This window comes from Streptomyces sp. NPDC052064 (assembly GCF_055585925.1).
Genome location: NZ_JBVJJE010000005.1, coordinates 121,352 through 137,909 on the forward strand (window position 1 = coordinate 121,352; position 16,558 = coordinate 137,909).

Here is a 16,558-nt window from a genome sequence, read left to right on the forward strand (position 1 = left end):
AGGATTTATGGAAGCAGCAAGGGTGTCCGTTCCCCGGAATTGGTAATTCCGAATTCCGGGCACCCTCTTCACGCCAAATCCAAGTGAACTACTCGTCGTTCCAGTGGACAGGGGTTACACTCCCGGTCTGCCAGTCGCGACGCAGGATCGCGTATCCGACGGCGTCATGGGACGCCCCGTCCTGGGTCGGCCAGGCGTCCCGGTAGTGCGCTTCCTTGGCATAGCCGCACCGTAGGAAGACCCGCTGCATCGGCTGGTTGTCATGCCGGGTGGTGCCTTCGATGCGGCGCGCCTCCGGGAATTCCTCGAACAGGTAGCGCGTCAGCCAGGTCACCGCGTGGGATCCGATGCCGTGCCCCCGATCTTCGGCTCGGAGCCGCAGATCGAACATGGGAGTGTCGTCCCCCAGGTCCATGAGTCGGAGCAGACCAGTAGTTTTCTCGTCGGCGACGATCCAGAAGCTCCTGTTCTCGTCGCTGTCGAAACGCCTCTCGGCGATCCACTGGCGTGCCGTTTCGTGGTCCACGTGGCTGATGCCGTGGAACGGCCAGATCTCGCCGGTGAGAAAACCGACCAAAGACTCGTTATCGGTGGCATGGAGGCGCCGGAAGGTGATGTCCATGCCGGTCACCTTACGGAGAACGCCCACCGTGAACCGGCCCGATCGAGCGATTGGTTGAGGGAGTTGGTGTCATCGGGTGCGAAGTGATCGAAGTGATCGAGGTGATCGCTTTCCCTGGCCCAAGTGCTCTGACGTGATCACATTCCACGACCACTGGGCGCCTTTGTGATCGCGGCAGAACGAGCGGCCTGCTCGGCGGTGCGGCTCTCCACGTTCCATGACGGTCCTCTCCTCGCCACCCGCGATCGGCAGGCCGGCGTCGCGTCGTGCAGTCGGCGCAGCACACCACTCCAGCGGACGTGCCCCGCGGTGTGGGCGAGGGCCTCCATATTCCGTGGCGCCCGAGGGCGTACGCCTCTAAGGTGGGTGCGAATCGAGCGGTGGCCGGTGGCTGCCGCCGTCGGCCGAGTGAAGAGCAGGAGGTGTGACCGATGGCTGTCGTTGAGATGGGCGCTGCCCGCATCCGGAAGTTCATCAAGTCCACCTCCGTGGCCGCCGGCTGATCCGACCGACTGTCGGGCCGGGGCCGACCTTGGAAAGGGTCACCCTTGACTTTCAGCTCTGCCGCATCCGCTTCCTCTGCGCTCGCTCCCTACGGCTGGGACGACGCGTGGGCGGATGCATTCGCCCCCTACGACACCGAAGGACTGCTGCCCGGACGCGTGATCCGGGTCGACCGCGGGCAGTGCGACGTCGTCACCGCCGACGGGGTGCTGCGGGCCGACACCGCGTTCGTCACGCCGCACGACCCGCTGCGGGTTGTCTGCACCGGCGACTGGGTCGCCGTCGAACCCGGCGGAAACCCGCGCTACGTCCGCGCGTACCTGCCGCGTCGCACCGCGTTCGTCCGCTCCACCTCCTCCAAGAGGTCCGAGGGGCAGATCCTCGCGGCCAACGTCGACCACGCCATCGTCGCCGTGCCCCTCTCCGTCGAGCTCGACCTCGGCCGTATCGAACGGTTCCTCGCGCTCGCCTGGGAGTCCGGGGCACAGCCCGTCGTCGTCCTCACCAAGGCCGACCTCGTGCCGGACGCCGGCACCGTCGCCCACCTCGTCCAGGACGTGGAGACCAGCGCGCCCGGCGTGCCGGTGGTGCCGGTCAGCGCCGTCGACGGGGACAGGCTGGACGTGGTCGCGGCCATCGTCGGCGGTGGTACGTCCGTGCTCCTCGGGCAGTCCGGCGCGGGCAAGTCGACCCTCGCCAACGCGTTGCTCGGCGAGGACGTCATGACCGTCCAGGCCACCCGTGACGTCGACGGCAAGGGCCGGCACACCACGACCACCCGCAATCTGCTCGCGCTGCCCGGCGGGGGCGTCCTGATCGACACGCCCGGACTGCGGGGCGTCGGGCTGTGGGACGCCGAGAGCGGCGTCGGGCAGGTGTTCTCCGAGATCGAGGAACTGGCCGAGCGGTGCCGTTTCCACGACTGTGCCCACGAGGCCGAGCCGGGGTGTGCCGTGCTGGCCGCCGTCGAGGACGGTGACCTGCCGGAACGGCGGCTGCACAGCTACCGCAAGCTCCTGCGGGAGAACCAGCGCATCGTCGCCAAGACGGACGCCCGGCTCCGGGCGGAGATCCGCAAGGACTGGAAGCGGAAGGGCGCGATCGGAAGGGCCGCGATGGAGGCGAAGCGCGGACCGCACTGGCGTTCGTAACCGCCCGGCGTCCGAAGCGCCGTGTCCGATTTCCGCCAGCGGCATCCCCGCCCACGGCGGAGACTGGACAGCGTGAGGGACGAAGACACGAGGGAAGACCCCAGGTACGAAGCCGTACGCAGTCGTGACGGGCGCTTCGACGGCGCCTTCTTCTTCGCCGTCGAGACGACCGGCATCTACTGTCGGCCGAGCTGCCCCGCGGTCACCCCGAAGCGGGCCAATGTGCGGTTCTTCGCCACGGCCGCCGCCGCGCAGGGCTCGGGCTTCCGGGCCTGCCGGCGGTGCCGCCCGGACGCCGTGCCCGGCTCCGCCGAGTGGAACGTCCGCGCGGACGTGGTGGGCCGGGCCATGCGGCTGATCGCCGACGGCGTGGTCGACCGGGAGGGCGTCGCCGGTCTGGCCGGACGGCTCGGCTACAGCGCGCGGCAGGTGCAGCGGCAGCTCACCGCGGAGCTCGGCGCCGGACCCGTCGCCCTCGCCCGGGCCCAGCGGGCCCACACCGCGCGCGTCCTGGTGCAGACCACCGGCCTGCCGATCACCGAGATCGCGTTCGCGTCGGGCTTCGCCAGCGTGCGGCAGTTCAACGACACCATCCGGGCCGTGTACGCGTCGACCCCGAGCGAGCTGCGCGCCGCCGCACCGAAGAACGGCCGGTCCCGTCGTGCGGCCACCCCGAACGCCGGGATCCCGCTACGGCTCGCCCACCGCGGCCCGTACCAGGCCGGCCCCGTCTTCGACCTGCTGGAACGCGAGGCCGTGCCCGGCATCGAAGAGGTCGGCGGCCCGCCCGGCGCGCGCACCTACCGGCGCACGCTCCGCCTCCCGTACGGCACCGGCATCGTCGCCGTCGATGAACGCCCCGGCACCGCACGGACCGGGTCCGGCGCCCACCCGGGCGGCTGGCTCGACGCCCGGCTGCACCTCACCGACCCCCGCGACCTCACCACCGCCGTGCAGCGGCTGCGGCGGCACTTCGACCTCGACGCCGACCCCTACGCCGTCGACGAACGCCTCGGCGCCGACCCGGCACTCGCCCCCCTGGTCGCCGCCCGGCCAGGCATGCGCTCGCCGGGCACCACCGACCCGGAGGAGCTCGCGGTACGCGCGCTGGTCGGCAGGGCGGAGGCGGAACGGCTCGTACGGCGGTACGGCAAGGCCCTCGACGCGCCCTGCGGCAGCCTCACCCACCTCTTCCCCGAGCCTGCCGTCCTCGCCGGCGCCGAACCCGGCGGCACCCTCGGCGCGCTCACCGCCGCCCTCGCCGACCACGCCGTACGCCTGGACCCCGGCGCCGACCGGGACGACGCACAGGACGCCCTGCGTGCCGTGCCCGGCCTGGACACTCGCACGATCGCCGAGATCCGCACCCGCGCCCTCGGCGACCCGGACGTGGCCCCACCCGGCGCCCACGTCCCCGACGGCTGGCGCCCCTGGCGCTCGTACGCCCTGAATCACCTGCGCGCGGCAGGGAAATGGGAGTTGTGATGACCTCGACATACTGGATGAACGTGGCCTCCCCGCTCGGGCCGCTGCTCCTCACCGCCGCCCCGGACGGTGCGCTGACCTCGCTGTCCGTGCCCGGGCAGAAGGGCGGACGTGTGGTGCGGGACGACTGGCGGCAGGACCGGGGGCCCTTTCACGAGGCCGAGGAGCAGCTCGCCGCCTACTTCGCCGGGGAACTGAAGGAGTTCCGGCTGACGTGGCGCACCGACGGCTCCGTCTTCCGGGAGAAGGTGTGGGCCGCGCTGGACGACATCCCGTACGGCTCGACCGTGACCTACGGCGAGATCGCGGCGCGCATCGGAGCGTCCAGGGCGGCCGTACGGGCCGTCGGTGGGGCGATCGGCGCCAATCCGCTGCTGGTCGTCCGTCCGTGCCACCGGGTGATCGGGGCCGACGGGACCCTGACCGGCTATGCGGGCGGCCTGGAGAGCAAGGTACGGCTGCTGACGCACGAACGGGTGCTGTAGGCCCCGAGATGCGCTGGGGCCGTTTGTCAGGGTGTGTTCTCACGACCCGAAAACGGCCCCCACCCATGCCGCCGCGATCAGCTGGCAGGTGAACAGTTCCGCCAGCACGCTGGAGCCGCCCGAGCGCATCGCCGTGCGCAGGGCGGCGACGGCGTCGGCGTGGCGGCCGAGGCGCAGGCGTTCGGCGAGGTAGATACCGGCCAGGAAGCCGGGGATCGCGCCGAGTACAGGGAGCAGGACGAAGCCGAGGGTGGATCCCGCTCCGGCGTAGGCCAGCATGCGGTGGTTGGCGCCGCTGGCACGCAGCCGCCGGGGTGGCAGTGCCCAGCGCACGCCCTGGGAGACGAACATCAGGACCGTGGCTCCCACCAGGACCCACCATGCGACGGGCTGCGGATCCTTCAGGGCCCACCACATGACCGCGGCCCACACCAGCAACGACCCGGGCACCGCGGGCAGCAGCACTCCGTACAGACCGAGCAGGATGACCAGCCCGACCAGCAGGAGGTCCCACACTCCCATCTGACCAGCCTGCCGGAACATGGGAGAAGGCGCAGGTCAGAAGCGTGGTCGTGGTCCAGACCCGCAGGTCAGCCGGTCGCGGCGGCCGCTGCGCCCCCATATCGCATGACCGTTCCACGGCTCACTCGACGTGCCGTTCGCGGGGCCGCGGAAGGCCGGTTTTTCCACAAGTCCCGTTTTCATCCGGCCCGGGCGGTGGACAATCAGGGGCATGAGCCAGCAGGGGGGAAGGCCCACCGGTCCCGAGGACGACTGGTGGGGACGGTTGTACGACGACTCCACCGGCGACACGGGCCCCGCACCCGCACCCGATTCCCTCGACGACCGCTTCGCCTCTGCGGCGGGGGCGGTGGGTGACCGGGGCGTTTCCGTCTCCGAGCCAGTGGTTCCGGCGCCTCGGGCCGGGGCCGACGACGTCATGGACAGCCCACGCGCCTCCAGCCCGGCACCGCGGCGCGCCCCCTGGGAACCACCGCCCGCGCGACCCACGGGCCCGGTGACCTTCCCGGCCGCGGCGAAACGGCAGGGACGGGAGCGGACACCCGGGGACGACGAGCGGACATCCGGGGACGACGAGCGGGCACAGACGGGCGAGCTGACGCCCGCGGGCGGTGCTGCCGGGTCGTCCGGGTCGTCCGGGTCGTCCGGGTCGTCCGGGTCCCGCAGTTCCTCGGACGGCCCGGGGGAGTCCCCCGCGACGACGATCCCCGCCTCGGGGACGCCCCCCGCCCCACCGACGGTCCCCCCGCCACCCCCGGCCCCTCCCTTCTGGCCGAGCCCCGAGACGACCCGTTCCACCGCGGCGGGCGCCCCGCCCAGGGGTCCCACAGCCCCGACAGCCGAGCCCCAGACCGACGGGACCGCACCCCCCGCCCCAGCCGATCCGCCGCCCCCACCCCCACGCCCCGCCGCCCCTCCGCCCACGCCACCACCGCCCGCCGGCCCGCCCACCCCACCACCGCCCGCCGGCCCCCGGCTCGACCAACCCGAACCCGGGTTCGAGCGCCCCGCGTCCTCGCCCCGGCCCAGTGGCTACGTCGGCTCGCGGCCTCCCACCTACGACGCCGAACCCACCGCCCTTCCGCTCGCCGACCCCGATGATCTGGACGACCTCGTCGCGGACACCGTGCTCGACGGGGCCCGCTACGGGGCCTGCACGTTGCGGGCCGTGTCCGTGCGGGGGGACTCCGCGCGGTATCGGGGGGAGCCGCGGCGGGACTCGCTGCTGACCGCGCGGTTCGGCACCGGCGAGCAGGCGTTGCTGCTGGTGGCGATGGCGACCGGGGCCCGGGCCACGCGAGGGGCGCACCGGGCCGCCGCCGAGGCCTGTCACTGGATCGGGCGGGCCGTCGGACGCAGTCACACGCGGCTCGTGGAGGACATAAGGGCGGGGCGGCGCGGCGACCTGAAGTCCGGACTGCACCGCCTCACCGACCGCAGCCTCGGCAAGCTCCGCGCCAGCGCCGCCGAACAGGGCGTCGATCCGGAGGAGTACGCGGCCGGCCTGCGCTGTCTGCTGCTGCCCGCCGACCCCGAGTGCCGCACGCGCGTCTTCTTCGGCGTCGGGCCCGGCGGGCTGTTCCGGTTGCGGGACGGCGAGTGGCAGGACATCGAACCGCAGGTCGCCGAGATCAAGGGCGAACCGGTCGTGGGGTTCGGATCGCCGCCCTCCGAGACGCCCCAGGGCGACCGGCTCACCATGGACCTCGGCATCCCGACCCCGCCCAGCCCCTACGAACCGGCCCCGGAACCACCCCGCGAGCCCTTCCGCTTCCGTACCTCCGTCGCCCGCCCGGGTGACACGCTCCTCGTGTGCAGCGGCGGCCTCGCCGACCCGTTGCGCGGCGAACCCGAACTGGGCGACTACCTCGCAGAGCGGTGGTCCCGCACCGAGCCGCCCGGCCTCGCCGCGTTCCTCGCGGACTCCCAAGTACGGGTCAAGGGTTACGCGGACGACCGTACGGCCGCGGCCGTTTGGGAGGCGTGACGGCGTCTCGTGTGACTTGATGGAACCCGGAGGGATCTCAGGAGACCGAAGGGGCAGACGAGAACCATGGCCAAACAGAACGTCGCGGAACAGTTCGTCGACATCCTGACCCGCGCCGGAGTCAAACGCCTCTACGGTGTCGTCGGCGACAGCCTCAACCCGGTCGTCGACGCCGTCCGCCGCAACTCCGCCATCGACTGGATCCACGTCCGGCACGAGGAGACCGCCGCCTTCGCCGCCGGGGCGGAAGCCCAGATCACCGGCAAGCTCGCCGCCTGCGCCGGCTCCTGCGGGCCCGGCAACCTCCACCTCATCAACGGCCTCTACGACGCCCACCGCTCCATGGCTCCGGTCCTCGCCCTCGCCTCGCACATCCCGTCCAGCGAGATCGGCCTCGGCTACTTCCAGGAGACCCACCCCGACCGGCTGTTCACCGAGTGCAGCCACTACAGCGAGCTGATCTCCAGCCCGAAGCAGATGCCCCGGCTGCTCCAGACCGCCATCCAGAACGCCGTCGGCCGCAGCGGCGTCAGCGTGGTCTCCCTGCCCGGCGACATCGCCGCCGAGCCCGCCCCGGAGCAGGCCGCCGAGACCGCCCTCGTCACATCCCGGCCGACGGTCCGCCCCGGCGACGCCGAGATCGACCGGCTCGTCGAGATGATCGACGACGCCGACAAGGTCACCCTGTTCTGCGGCAGCGGCACGGCGGGCGCGCACGCCGAGGTCATGGAGTTCGCAGGAAAGATCAAGTCACCGGTGGGGCACGCGCTGCGCGGCAAGGAGTGGATCCAGTACGACAATCCCTTCGACGTCGGCATGAGCGGACTCCTCGGGTACGGCGCCGCCTACGAGGCCACCCACGAGTGCGACCTGCTGATCCTGCTCGGCACCGACTTCCCGTACAACGCCTTCCTCCCCGACGACGTGAAGATCGCCCAGGTCGACGTCCGGCCCGAACACCTCGGCCGCCGCTCGAAACTGGACCTCGCGGTGTGGGGCGACGTACGGGAGACGCTGCGCTGCCTCATCCCGCGGGTGCAGGAGAAGAAGAACCGCCGCTTCCTCGAACGGATGCTGAAGAAGCACGCGGACGCGCTGGAGGGGGTGGTGAAGGCGTACACCCGCAAGGTCGAGAAGCACACGCCGATCCACCCCGAGTACGTGGCGTCCGTACTCGACGAAGTCGCCTCCGACGACGCCGTGTTCACCGTCGACACCGGCATGTGCAACGTCTGGGCCGCCCGCTACATCTCACCCAACGGCCGCCGCCGCGTCATCGGTTCCTTCTCGCACGGCTCGATGGCCAACGCGCTGCCCATGGCGATCGGCGCGCAGTTCACCGACCGCAAGCGGCAGGTCGTGTCGATGTCCGGCGACGGTGGGTTCTCCATGCTGATGGGCGACTTCCTGACGCTGGTGCAGTACGACCTCCCGGTCAAGGTCGTCCTCTTCAACAACTCCTCCCTCGGCATGGTCGAGTTGGAGATGCTGGTCGCCGGACTCCCGTCCTACGGCACCACCAACAAGAACCCCGACTTCGCCGCCGTCGCCCAGGCCTGCGGTGCCTACGGCGTACGCGTCGAGAAGCCGAAGGACCTCACCGGGGCCCTGAAGGACGCCTTCAAATACAAGGGCCCGGCCCTCGTCGACGTCGTCACCGACCCCAACGCCCTGTCCATCCCGCCGAAGATCAAGGCGGAGATGGTGACCGGGTTCGCCCTGTCCGCCTCCAAGATGGTGCTGGACGGCGGGGTCGGCCGGATGCTCCAGATGGCCCGCTCCAACCTGCGCAACGTGCCCCGGCTCTAGGCCGTGTTTCGAAAGTGCTGGTCACAGCTCCTCATTGATGGCCGTGACCAGCACGGTCGCTCAGTAGCGGACGGCATGCTTGTCGCATTTCGTGGCGACCGCGCGGTGGCGTTTGAGGCGATTGATCCCGCACTCCACCGCGTGGCGCTCTTCGTGGTCGGCTGGGTCGAGCTTCGGCGGACGGCCACCGGGAGAGCCGCGTTTGTTGCATCCGCCGTTGATCAGACGGTTCCGCACGGCGGCAGCCCTAGTCATCTGGCTCCGCACCTGATCGGCCGAACAAGTCCACCCCACACAGACTCAAGGAAGGAGAGCGAGTTGGCGTGATTGGGCGACAAGGACGCCTCGCGAGTCCCAGATGTCGCAATCCTCTTCATGAAAGCCGCCAGCGACGTGACGGGTGTTGACCTGGCAGGCGAGCCAGCCCGGGGCGGGCCGATCCCGCATGTGGATGGTCAGCTCAAGAGTGGCCGAGGGCATCTCTCCTAGCTCCATGATCGCGGGATATGCCGCGTCGGCCAGGAACGGCAGACTTACAAGGTCGGGCTGGCGGCCGTCGGCGAACCGCATCCAGAATGTCATGCTGGGGTCACCGCTGGGCTGTCCATGCAGCCAACCGGGCGGTTGAGCAGTCCGGTATTCGACCCGGTCTGCGACGGTGATGCCGGGCAGTTCGATCCCGGCAAGTGGATCGGAGAGGTCGTCCGGCGATGGCAGGTCCGGCATCTCCGCCAGCGACAGACTGCGACCGTCCGCCTGGTCGAAGTCGGTGAACGTCGCCACGATCCGCAGGATCTCCCGGCCGCCCTGGCACATCCGTGCCTCGCGAGTGGAGGTTCGGCGCCCTTCCCTGGCTGACTCCACCTGGATTTCGGCCGATCCCGATGAGCCCGGACGGAGGAAGAACGCCGAAGCCACCAGCGGATCCGGATGGGCAGAACGCTCTTGCAGGGCGCGAACCCCAGCGGCCATGAGATAGCCACCGTTGGGGTTACCGCTGACGGTGTTCCAGCGATCGGTGAGCTGAGCCGTGCAGCTCGTCTCACCGGCCCAGTTGAGCCGGGTGTCCTGGTCGAAATCGTGCTCGATGGTTTGCCGCATGGGACAGAAGCTACTCAACAAGCGAAACGGCTCACCAGGCAGCCAGTCTCAGGCCAAGCACATGGTGACGGTCTTGTCCTGTCGCGTGGCCAGGCCGCGCCACTGCTTGTCGCCCGGCGGAAATGCAGGAACGCCCGCAACGGCCGGCGCTCCGTGCCGAAAGGTGGCAGGTCAATACGTTCGACGGTCATGGTTGGCTCCGCTCGGGGGCGGCTGGGGCGTCGGACCTGCCCCGCCTCTCCGGCCGCCGGGAACGGGGGTGTGGTGGAGTGGGCGCCATGACCGACATCGAGATGATCACGGTGCCCCACCATCTGCGGGGGTATCCCGGTGTGGCGTTCGGCGGATACGTAGCGGGGGTGCTCGCCGGGCGGGCGGCGGCCGAGACCGTACGGGTGGACTTCCGGCGGCCGACTCCGGTGGAGGTCCCGGTGGGGCTCACGGGGGCCGCCGACGGCGGGGCCGTGCTGACCGGTGCGGACGGGGTGCTCGCGGTGGCCACGCCCGACGAGCTGGATCTCGACGTCCCCGAACCGCCCTCTTGGGACGAGGCATCGGCGGCGGCCGAGGCGTACCGTGCGGCTCCGCCGGAGGGGACTGTGGACTGCTTCGGGTGTGGACTTGACCGCACGCCCGACACCGGGCTGCGCCAGCACTGCGGAGTCGTGCCGGGACGGGATCTGGTGGCCGCGGCGTGGACGGCCGGGCCCGCGCTCGCCGACACGGAGGGGAAGCTGCGGGCGGAGCTGGTGTGGGGGGCACTCGACTGCCCCGGGAACGCGGCGGGCCGGCTGCGGGGGAGTTTGCGGGAGGGGGCGGTGACAGCCTCGCTCGCGGCACGGCTGCTCCGGCCAGTGCCGGTTTCCTCGCGGCTGGTGTCTTATGCGTGGGTCCTCTCGGAGGAAGGACGGAAGCACCGGATGGGTGTTGCCCTGGCCACGGCGGGGGGCGACCTTTGCGCGGTCGCCTCGGCGCTGTGGGTGGACCTTCGATAACACCCACGGCGTTGGCTGGGGGGTCGCGAACTGGCAGCTCAGCCACACGGGTCCGGCGGACTCGGCCGGACGCCGTGCGTGAACAGCAGACCCTCATGCCTGGGCCGGCCAGGCCCGGGCCGGGGCACGCGGATGCGGCCGAGGACAACCTGGAAATGCGGGGATTCTCCGCGCTGCTCCGCGTGATCACCAGCGACAGCGGCTTCTGGGCCTGTTCGGCCGCCAAGTGCAGCTTGGTGGTCAGCCCGCCCAGGGAGCGTCCGAGCCCGTGGTCGTCGGGCTCGGCGCCAGGTGCCGTCACGCTGCCAGCGGCGGAACAGTCCGTACACCGTCTCCCACGGCCCGTACCGTTCGGGCAGGTCCCGCCACGGTATGCCGGTCCGGGCGCGGAACCCTATCCCGTGGTTCTCCTCGAGCCGCGAGACGTGATCATCGCACGGCCTTGATCCACTTCTGCAACACGCCCTAGCTTCGGCTGCGGATCATCGACATCAGCAGCCCGTGGGTCTCGTCGTCGGCGGCGACCACAAGCCCGCGGCCTGTCTCACCGATCGGGGCGCCGTCGATCCCGGTGACAATGCAGCCGGCAGCCCGGCACAAAGCGATGCCAGCGGCGAAGTGCACACTCCTGGAGAGGTCGCGGCCATCGGTGACATACGCGGCGCGCTTGCCGGCAGCGACCCAGGCCAGCGCCAGGGTCGTGGACACGACCCGCGGCCGGAAACGCTCGACGAACTCAGGGTGGGCCAGCAGATCCACGGCCCGGAATCCCGGCGCACTCGGGAACGGCGGATCCAGGTTGACGTCCACCAGTCGGGTGGCCGGCGTGGGCGACAGCAGTGCGTCGTCGGCCCCGTCAGGCCGCACCCAGGCGGTCTCCCCGTCGGTGAAGAAGACCTCGCCGTTGAACGGATCGGCCACCGCTGCCGCCCCATCGCTCAGCGCCACGTTGACGGCCACCAGCATGTTGCCGACGGCGTAGTTCAGCGTGCCGCACAGGGGGTCCACCAGCCACTGGCGCACAGCGTCGGCGGCGCCCTGTTGCCCGCCTTCCTCGCCGAGCACCGCGTCATCGGGCCGTGCGGCACGGATGACGTCGAGGATCGTCTGCTCGGCCTCCACATCGGCGGCGGTGGCGAAGTCCCCGGCAGCTTTGTCGATGCGGGTGAGCCACTGGCCGTACATGTTGCGGACCACGTCCGCGCCGGCACGCGCCCCGGCTATCGCGACTTCAGCATCGTCGGACCTCATGTATGAGTTGATCACGTCGTGCAGACTATCGAGGCGTAGCTACCGCCCCGGCGAATCGCTGCCGATCGAGGAGAGCGCCCGCGTCCGCGGACTGCACACCGAGACGTACTGGGGGCCACGGACATCACGCTGCTGTCCGTCGGGCGGGACGGCAGGACCGTCACCGTCGTGGAGTGGGGACAGATGGGTGACTTCGGTGACGCGCCCGTGGCCGCCTTCAAGAAGACGACGACCACCGCCGTCAACAAGCTGTACCGACCGGGCGGCCACCGGAGAAGGACCGGGGCCGTCCTCCCGCCACGGGGGTCGGGAGGACGGCCCCGTACCGGCCGGGAACCCGGGGGAGACCGTCGCTCTTCGGCCAACTTCGCGGGACCGCCGCGCACCGGGGCCGACCGCCCCACCCCTTCGCCGCGTACGGAAGGATCGGCAGCCGGCCATCGGCAGTTCGTCCGATCTCCGGCGGTCAGGATCGGCCGCGGGACGTCTTCCGGCTACCCTCTTGTCCCCCTGCTCTCCGCCGCCGTACTGCTCAGGGCCCCTCTGCCCGGCCCGCCGGGCCCGGCCATGTGGCCGAACAACCGGTCGTTGACGATTCGACATGACTGCCGCGTGCCCGACGGGGCATGGATCCCCGTGAACGTGTTCGAGCAGGAGGGGAACCGACATCGGCGCGCGGGCGGGGGTCATGGAGAGGCAGGTACGAGGAGGCGGTCCCATAACGATCGGGGCCTTCTCGGCGAAAACGGTGGAGGACAAGGCCGAAGACGTCACGGAGCAGGCGCCGGCGCCTCAGTTGAGGCGCAGACTCGGGCGGGCGGACCTGCGGGCCGTGCCGGAGGCCCGCAGGGCCCTGCGGGAGCTGCTCGGGCAGTGGGGGAGGACCGCACGATCGGACGTGGCGGAACTGCTCACCAGCGAACTCGTCACCAACGCGATCGTCCACACCGACCACGACGCGGTCCTGACGGCCACCGTCGGACCCCGTGGACTACGGGTGGAGGTACGGGACTTCGTGGCCCGCAGGCCCCGGCTGCGCGTACCGGTCGCCGACGACGGTACGAACGGCAGGGGCCTGTTCCTGGTGCAGTCCCTCTCGGACGCCTGGGGAATCAGGGCGCACGGAGTGGGCAAGGCCGTCTGGTTCGAGCTGGAGGCCGAGGCGGCCTGAGCGGAGAAGAACGGAGAAAGGGGCGCGGCCCGCAGGCCACGCCCCTTCCCGGCTCTGTCTCTGTGCGGCTCGGTCAGCCGAACTGCTGCTCCAGGTCCTTGAGCTTGCGCTCCAGGGAATCGAGGCGCGGCAGCGCCATGGTGTCGTCCTCCGCGGTGAGGTCGACGGTCACCGGGTCAGCCCCTTTGCGGACCGGCTGAAGGGAGGGACGCGAGCGGACGGGCAGTTGCTCCGGTCCGGATATGGCAGGCTCCGCGGAGACCTGCGAGGAGCCGCGCTCCACCTGCACCTCCAGCTGCCGGCCGCCACCGCGGCCGAAGTGGCCTCGGTGACCGCGGCTGATCGCCTTGAGCTGGGCGCGCTCCACGCGCTGCTGGTCGCGCCGGCGCTGGCGCGCCTCGTCCTTCTTGCGCTTGTCGTCGCGCACCTCGTCGACCGCCTCGTCGAGGCTGCGCACGCCCTCCAGCAGCATCAGCGACCAGGCCCGGTACGTCTCCCGCGGGGCGCGCAGCCAGCGCACGATACGGATCTGCGGCAGCGGGCGCGGCACCAGGCCCTGCTCGCGCAGGGCGGCCCGGCGGGTCTGCTTCAGCGCGCGGTCGAAGAGGACCGCCGCCGAGAGGGACATGCCGGCGAAGAAGTGGGGGGCGCCGTCGTGGCCGACGCCCCTGGGCGCGTGCACCCAGTTGAACCAGGCCGCGGCGAGGGCGAACGTCCAGACCAGTATCCGGGAGCCGAGCGCCGCGTCACCGTGGCTGGCCTCGCGCACCGCGAGGACGGAGCAGAACATCGCCGCGCCGTCCAGGCCGAACGGGACGAGGTACTGCCAGCCGTCGGAGAGCCCGAGGTTCTGCTCGCCGAAGCCGACCAGGCCGTGGAAGGAAAGCGCGGCGGCGACGGCCGCGCAGCAGAACAGGAGGACGTAGGAGACGGTGCCGTAGAGGGCCTCCTTGCGTCTGCGACGTTCCTCGCTGCGCTCCCAGGAATCGTCCGCGCTCGTGTCCTTGACCGAGGAGCGCTTGCCGCGCGCGAGCACCGCCACCGCCGCCAGCATGCCCAGGAGAAGCACGGCGCCCGGAAGCAGCCAGTTCAGCGATATGTCGGTCAGTCTCATCTGGGTGGTCCTTGCATTGGGATAGGGCGTAACGCCCGCCATAGTGGCCCAATCCCACCGGCCCTCAGAGGGTTTCGGGGCAAGAGGCCGCCAAGGAAGTGCAAGGGAATTACCCAGGGCGGCATTCTGCTCGAACTGCCGCTTGAGGGGCGAGAGTTGAGTTCGACGAAGACTACCCGTACGGGTGGTTCACCGGAAACTTCCCGTGACCCGTGCGGAAGCTGTGAATCGGCTGCGGGCATGTGGATGCCCGGTTCTGTGATGATCTTACCGGGGAGGGGGAGGCCGGCGTCTGCTCTGCCCGTGCCCGCCCGTGGTGCCTCAACTGGCCGTGGCCAGCAGCTTGGTGACCCGGTCGGCGTCGCAGGTGCGCGGGCAGGTGGCGCAGGTGTCCTCGGGGCGCAGGGTGTAGAACATGCAGCAGCTCGCGCGGTCCCGGGTGCGCAGCGGCTCGCCGCCGGGGCCGGTCAGCTCGCGGAAGGCCGCCGTGCCCACGTACGGCTTGGTCGCGCCCGGCAGGAGCAGTTCCAGCTCGCGCATCGCGCGCCGCTCCTCGATCTCGCCGAGCGACTGGGCGACGTACCAGAGCCCCTCGACGATCTCGTCCGTCGCCATGCCCCACAGGGCCCGGCCGCGGCGCCGCATCCTGGGGCCGAAACCGGCCAGGACCGGCTCCATGTGCTCCGCGACCGCCGACCGCACCTCGGCCCGCAGCGCCTCCTCGTCCGGGACGACCCGGGCGCCGGGCAGCCCGGCGGCCTCGTCGCCGGGCAGGCAGGCGAAGCCGGCCGGACGGACGGCCATGTGGCCGACGGGGTGGCCGGGGGCGGTGCGGTCGTACGAGACGTGCGTCACGGGGTAGTGGGGCACGCGGCGGTGCAGGAACCAGGGGACGGTGATCAGGAGGCAGGCGGGCCAGGCGTATCGGTGCAGGCCGAAGCTGGCGATCACGTCGGGGCGTGCCTGCCGGCCGTAGTCCCGGCGGATCTGGGTGTCGTCCCAGGACAGGAAGGTGTCGAGCCCGGGGCCGGCTTTCGCCAGCGCGGCGGCTGTGGTCCAGTTGCCGCCCTGGGGGGCCTCGTCCTCGGCGGTCAGTTCGGTGATGGCCAGCCCCGGGAGGACCTCGGTCAGACGGGCGTACGCGCCGGAGAGGGCCGAAGGGGGCAGGGGCATGTGATCACCGGTCCGCGTCTGTTGAACGGGTCGCTTGAAGGTAAGCCTAACCTTACCCAAGATCGCTGGGATTTGAACTGGCGGCCGGTGCGCTTATGGTGCTTGACGGACGAGTAACAACCCGCCGTAATGACCCCAAGTACCGATACGTCCGGAGGAGGAGCCGAGCCGTGAAGGAGGGCGCGCAGGGCTCCGCCGGGGCGGGGGTGCCGGGTGGGCAGGTCCGGGTGCCGCAGCAGGCTGGGGTGGCGGATGCGGGTCGGGTGAGGCCTGGGACTGGTGGGGCTGCCGAGGTGGTGCGGGGGGAGCACACGCACAGCGAGCCGGACCTGCCGTCCGCTCCGCGGGGTCGGTCCGTCGTTCAGCGTTCCTCGGTGCGCGGGCAGATCGTGGACGCGCTGCGGGCCGCGCTCGTGGCCGGGGACCTCAGGCCCGGTGAGGTGTATTCGGCGCCGGTGCTGGGCGAGCGGTTCGGCGTCTCCGCGACGCCGGTGCGGGAAGCCATGCAACAGCTGGCCATCGAGGGTGCCGTCGAGGTCGTGCCGAACCGTGGGTTCCGGGTGGTCGAGCGGGGGGCTCGGGAGCTGGCTGAGCTGGCCGAGGTGCGAGCGCTGATCGAGGTGCCGGTGATGCTGCGGCTGGCCCGGACGGTGCCGGCGGAGCGCTGGGCCGAGCTGCGTCCCCTCGCCGAGGCGACGGTTCGCGCGGCGTCCTCCGGCTGCCGCGCGACCTACGCGGAGTCCGACCGGGGGTTCCACCGGGCCGTGCTGTCCCTCTCCGGGAACGAGCAGCTGGTCCAGATCGCGGAGGACCTGCACCGGCGGGCGCAGTGGCCGCTGGTGGGGAGCGGGCCGGGGATGCGGGGCCGGGCTGACCTGGTGGCGGACGCGCATGAACACACGGCGTTGCTGGACGCGCTGATCGCCGGGGATCTGGACGTGGTGCGGGCGCTGGTGGGGGAGCACTTCGCGGGTGCGGCCTGAGTGGGGGTGCGGGTCGCTTGCGCCTACGCGGTGGTGGTGGGTCGGGGCCGCGCCGGGGGGTGTCCGTCCTCGGAACGGCGCGATGGGGCCGGACGCCGACTGACGGTCCGTTGACGCGCCAACCGCTGCGGGCGGGCCCCCGACACGTCCCCTTCCCGCCGTAGGCGGGTGCGGGCACGTCGTGGCTCAGCTGCCGCAGGCCGCC

The 16,558-nt window shown here is 71.3% G+C and carries 14 protein-coding genes and 2 pseudogenes; 9 read left to right on the plus strand and 7 right to left on the minus strand.

Translation table 11 applies throughout. The annotated features are described in order from the left end of the window. Positions 1-88 precede the first annotated feature (88 nt). Positions 89-622, minus strand: coding sequence for a GNAT family N-acetyltransferase (locus ACZ6TU_RS15050; RefSeq protein WP_467669659.1), 534 nt, complete (start codon positions 620-622; stop codon positions 89-91). Positions 623-1,170: 548 nt separating this feature from the next. On the opposite strand from ACZ6TU_RS15050, the gene rsgA reads away from it, so the two are divergent. The 3 genes from rsgA (at position 1,171) to ACZ6TU_RS15065 (ending at position 4,247) form a co-directional block, all read left to right on the plus strand. Beyond that, positions 1,171-2,277: a ribosome small subunit-dependent GTPase A gene (gene rsgA / locus ACZ6TU_RS15055; protein ID WP_469548623.1), complete on the plus strand. Its 1,107-nt coding sequence runs from the start codon at positions 1,171-1,173 to the stop codon at positions 2,275-2,277. 72 nt (positions 2,278-2,349) lie between these two features. Continuing rightward, positions 2,350-3,762, plus strand: coding sequence for a DNA-3-methyladenine glycosylase 2 family protein (locus ACZ6TU_RS15060; RefSeq protein ID WP_467669663.1), 1,413 nt, complete (start codon positions 2,350-2,352; stop codon positions 3,760-3,762). Then, on the plus strand, positions 3,762-4,247 hold the full coding sequence (locus ACZ6TU_RS15065; RefSeq protein ID WP_469548626.1) for a methylated-DNA--[protein]-cysteine S-methyltransferase: 486 nt from the start codon (positions 3,762-3,764) through the stop codon (positions 4,245-4,247). Before ACZ6TU_RS15060 ends, ACZ6TU_RS15065 begins: the two co-directional genes overlap by 1 nt. Before the next feature lie 39 nt (positions 4,248-4,286). Here ACZ6TU_RS15065 and ACZ6TU_RS15070 read toward each other — a convergent pair whose 3' ends face one another. Further along, on the minus strand, positions 4,287-4,769 hold the full coding sequence (locus tag ACZ6TU_RS15070) for a DUF456 domain-containing protein (protein ID WP_467669667.1): 483 nt from the start codon (positions 4,767-4,769) through the stop codon (positions 4,287-4,289). Positions 4,770-4,980: 211 nt separating this feature from the next. Here ACZ6TU_RS15070 and ACZ6TU_RS15075 point away from each other — a divergent pair, with 211 nt between their 5' ends. Both ACZ6TU_RS15075 and ACZ6TU_RS15080 read left to right on the plus strand, forming a co-directional pair. Then, entirely contained in the window at positions 4,981-6,756 is a 1,776-nt protein-coding gene (locus ACZ6TU_RS15075) for a protein phosphatase 2C domain-containing protein (RefSeq protein WP_469548630.1), read from the plus strand. A 66-nt stretch (positions 6,757-6,822) separates the two neighbouring features. Continuing rightward, positions 6,823-8,565 (plus strand): pyruvate dehydrogenase, encoded by a 1,743-nt coding sequence (locus ACZ6TU_RS15080; RefSeq protein WP_467669671.1) that lies wholly within the window; start codon positions 6,823-6,825, stop codon positions 8,563-8,565. Between the two features lie 300 nt (positions 8,566-8,865). Here the strand turns inward: ACZ6TU_RS15080 and ACZ6TU_RS15085 are convergent, their stop codons facing one another. Then, positions 8,866-9,666, minus strand: a complete 801-nt coding sequence (locus ACZ6TU_RS15085; protein WP_467669673.1) for a thioesterase family protein — start codon at positions 9,664-9,666, stop codon at positions 8,866-8,868. A gap of 278 nt (positions 9,667-9,944) precedes the next feature. On the opposite strand from ACZ6TU_RS15085, the gene ACZ6TU_RS15090 reads away from it, so the two are divergent. Next, positions 9,945-10,661, plus strand: coding sequence for a hypothetical protein (locus ACZ6TU_RS15090; protein WP_467669675.1), 717 nt, complete (start codon positions 9,945-9,947; stop codon positions 10,659-10,661). Positions 10,662-10,759: 98 nt separating this feature from the next. Here the strand turns inward: ACZ6TU_RS15090 and ACZ6TU_RS15095 are convergent. Next, a pseudogene (locus ACZ6TU_RS15095) lies at positions 10,760-11,065 on the minus strand (transposase); the annotation flags it as partial. A 61-nt stretch (positions 11,066-11,126) separates the two neighbouring features. Then, positions 11,127-11,927, minus strand: coding sequence for an inositol monophosphatase family protein (locus ACZ6TU_RS15100; protein WP_467669677.1), 801 nt, complete (start codon positions 11,925-11,927; stop codon positions 11,127-11,129). 40 nt (positions 11,928-11,967) lie between these two features. On the opposite strand from ACZ6TU_RS15100, the pseudogene ACZ6TU_RS15105 reads away from it, so the two are divergent. Together ACZ6TU_RS15105 and ACZ6TU_RS15110 are read left to right on the plus strand one after the other, a co-directional pair. Beyond that, positions 11,968-12,167 (plus strand): annotated as a pseudogene (locus ACZ6TU_RS15105) (hypothetical protein); the annotation flags it as partial. 433 nt (positions 12,168-12,600) lie between these two features. Next, positions 12,601-13,083 carry an ATP-binding protein gene (locus tag ACZ6TU_RS15110; protein WP_467669679.1) on the plus strand — a complete coding sequence of 161 codons (483 nt, stop codon included), beginning with the start codon at positions 12,601-12,603 and terminating at the stop codon, positions 13,081-13,083. 73 nt (positions 13,084-13,156) lie between these two features. Here ACZ6TU_RS15110 and ACZ6TU_RS15115 read toward each other — a convergent pair whose 3' ends face one another. Continuing rightward, positions 13,157-14,197, minus strand: coding sequence for a DUF2637 domain-containing protein (locus ACZ6TU_RS15115; protein WP_467669681.1), 1,041 nt, complete (start codon positions 14,195-14,197; stop codon positions 13,157-13,159). Between the two features lie 321 nt (positions 14,198-14,518). Continuing rightward, positions 14,519-15,370 carry a (2Fe-2S)-binding protein gene (locus ACZ6TU_RS15120; RefSeq protein ID WP_467669683.1) on the minus strand — a complete coding sequence of 284 codons (852 nt, stop codon included), beginning with the start codon at positions 15,368-15,370 and terminating at the stop codon, positions 14,519-14,521. Between the two features lie 170 nt (positions 15,371-15,540). Between ACZ6TU_RS15120 and ACZ6TU_RS15125 the strand changes: the two genes are divergently transcribed. Then, entirely contained in the window at positions 15,541-16,353 is an 813-nt protein-coding gene (locus tag ACZ6TU_RS15125) for a GntR family transcriptional regulator (protein ID WP_469548637.1), read from the plus strand. The last annotated feature ends 205 nt before the right edge of the window (positions 16,354-16,558 follow it).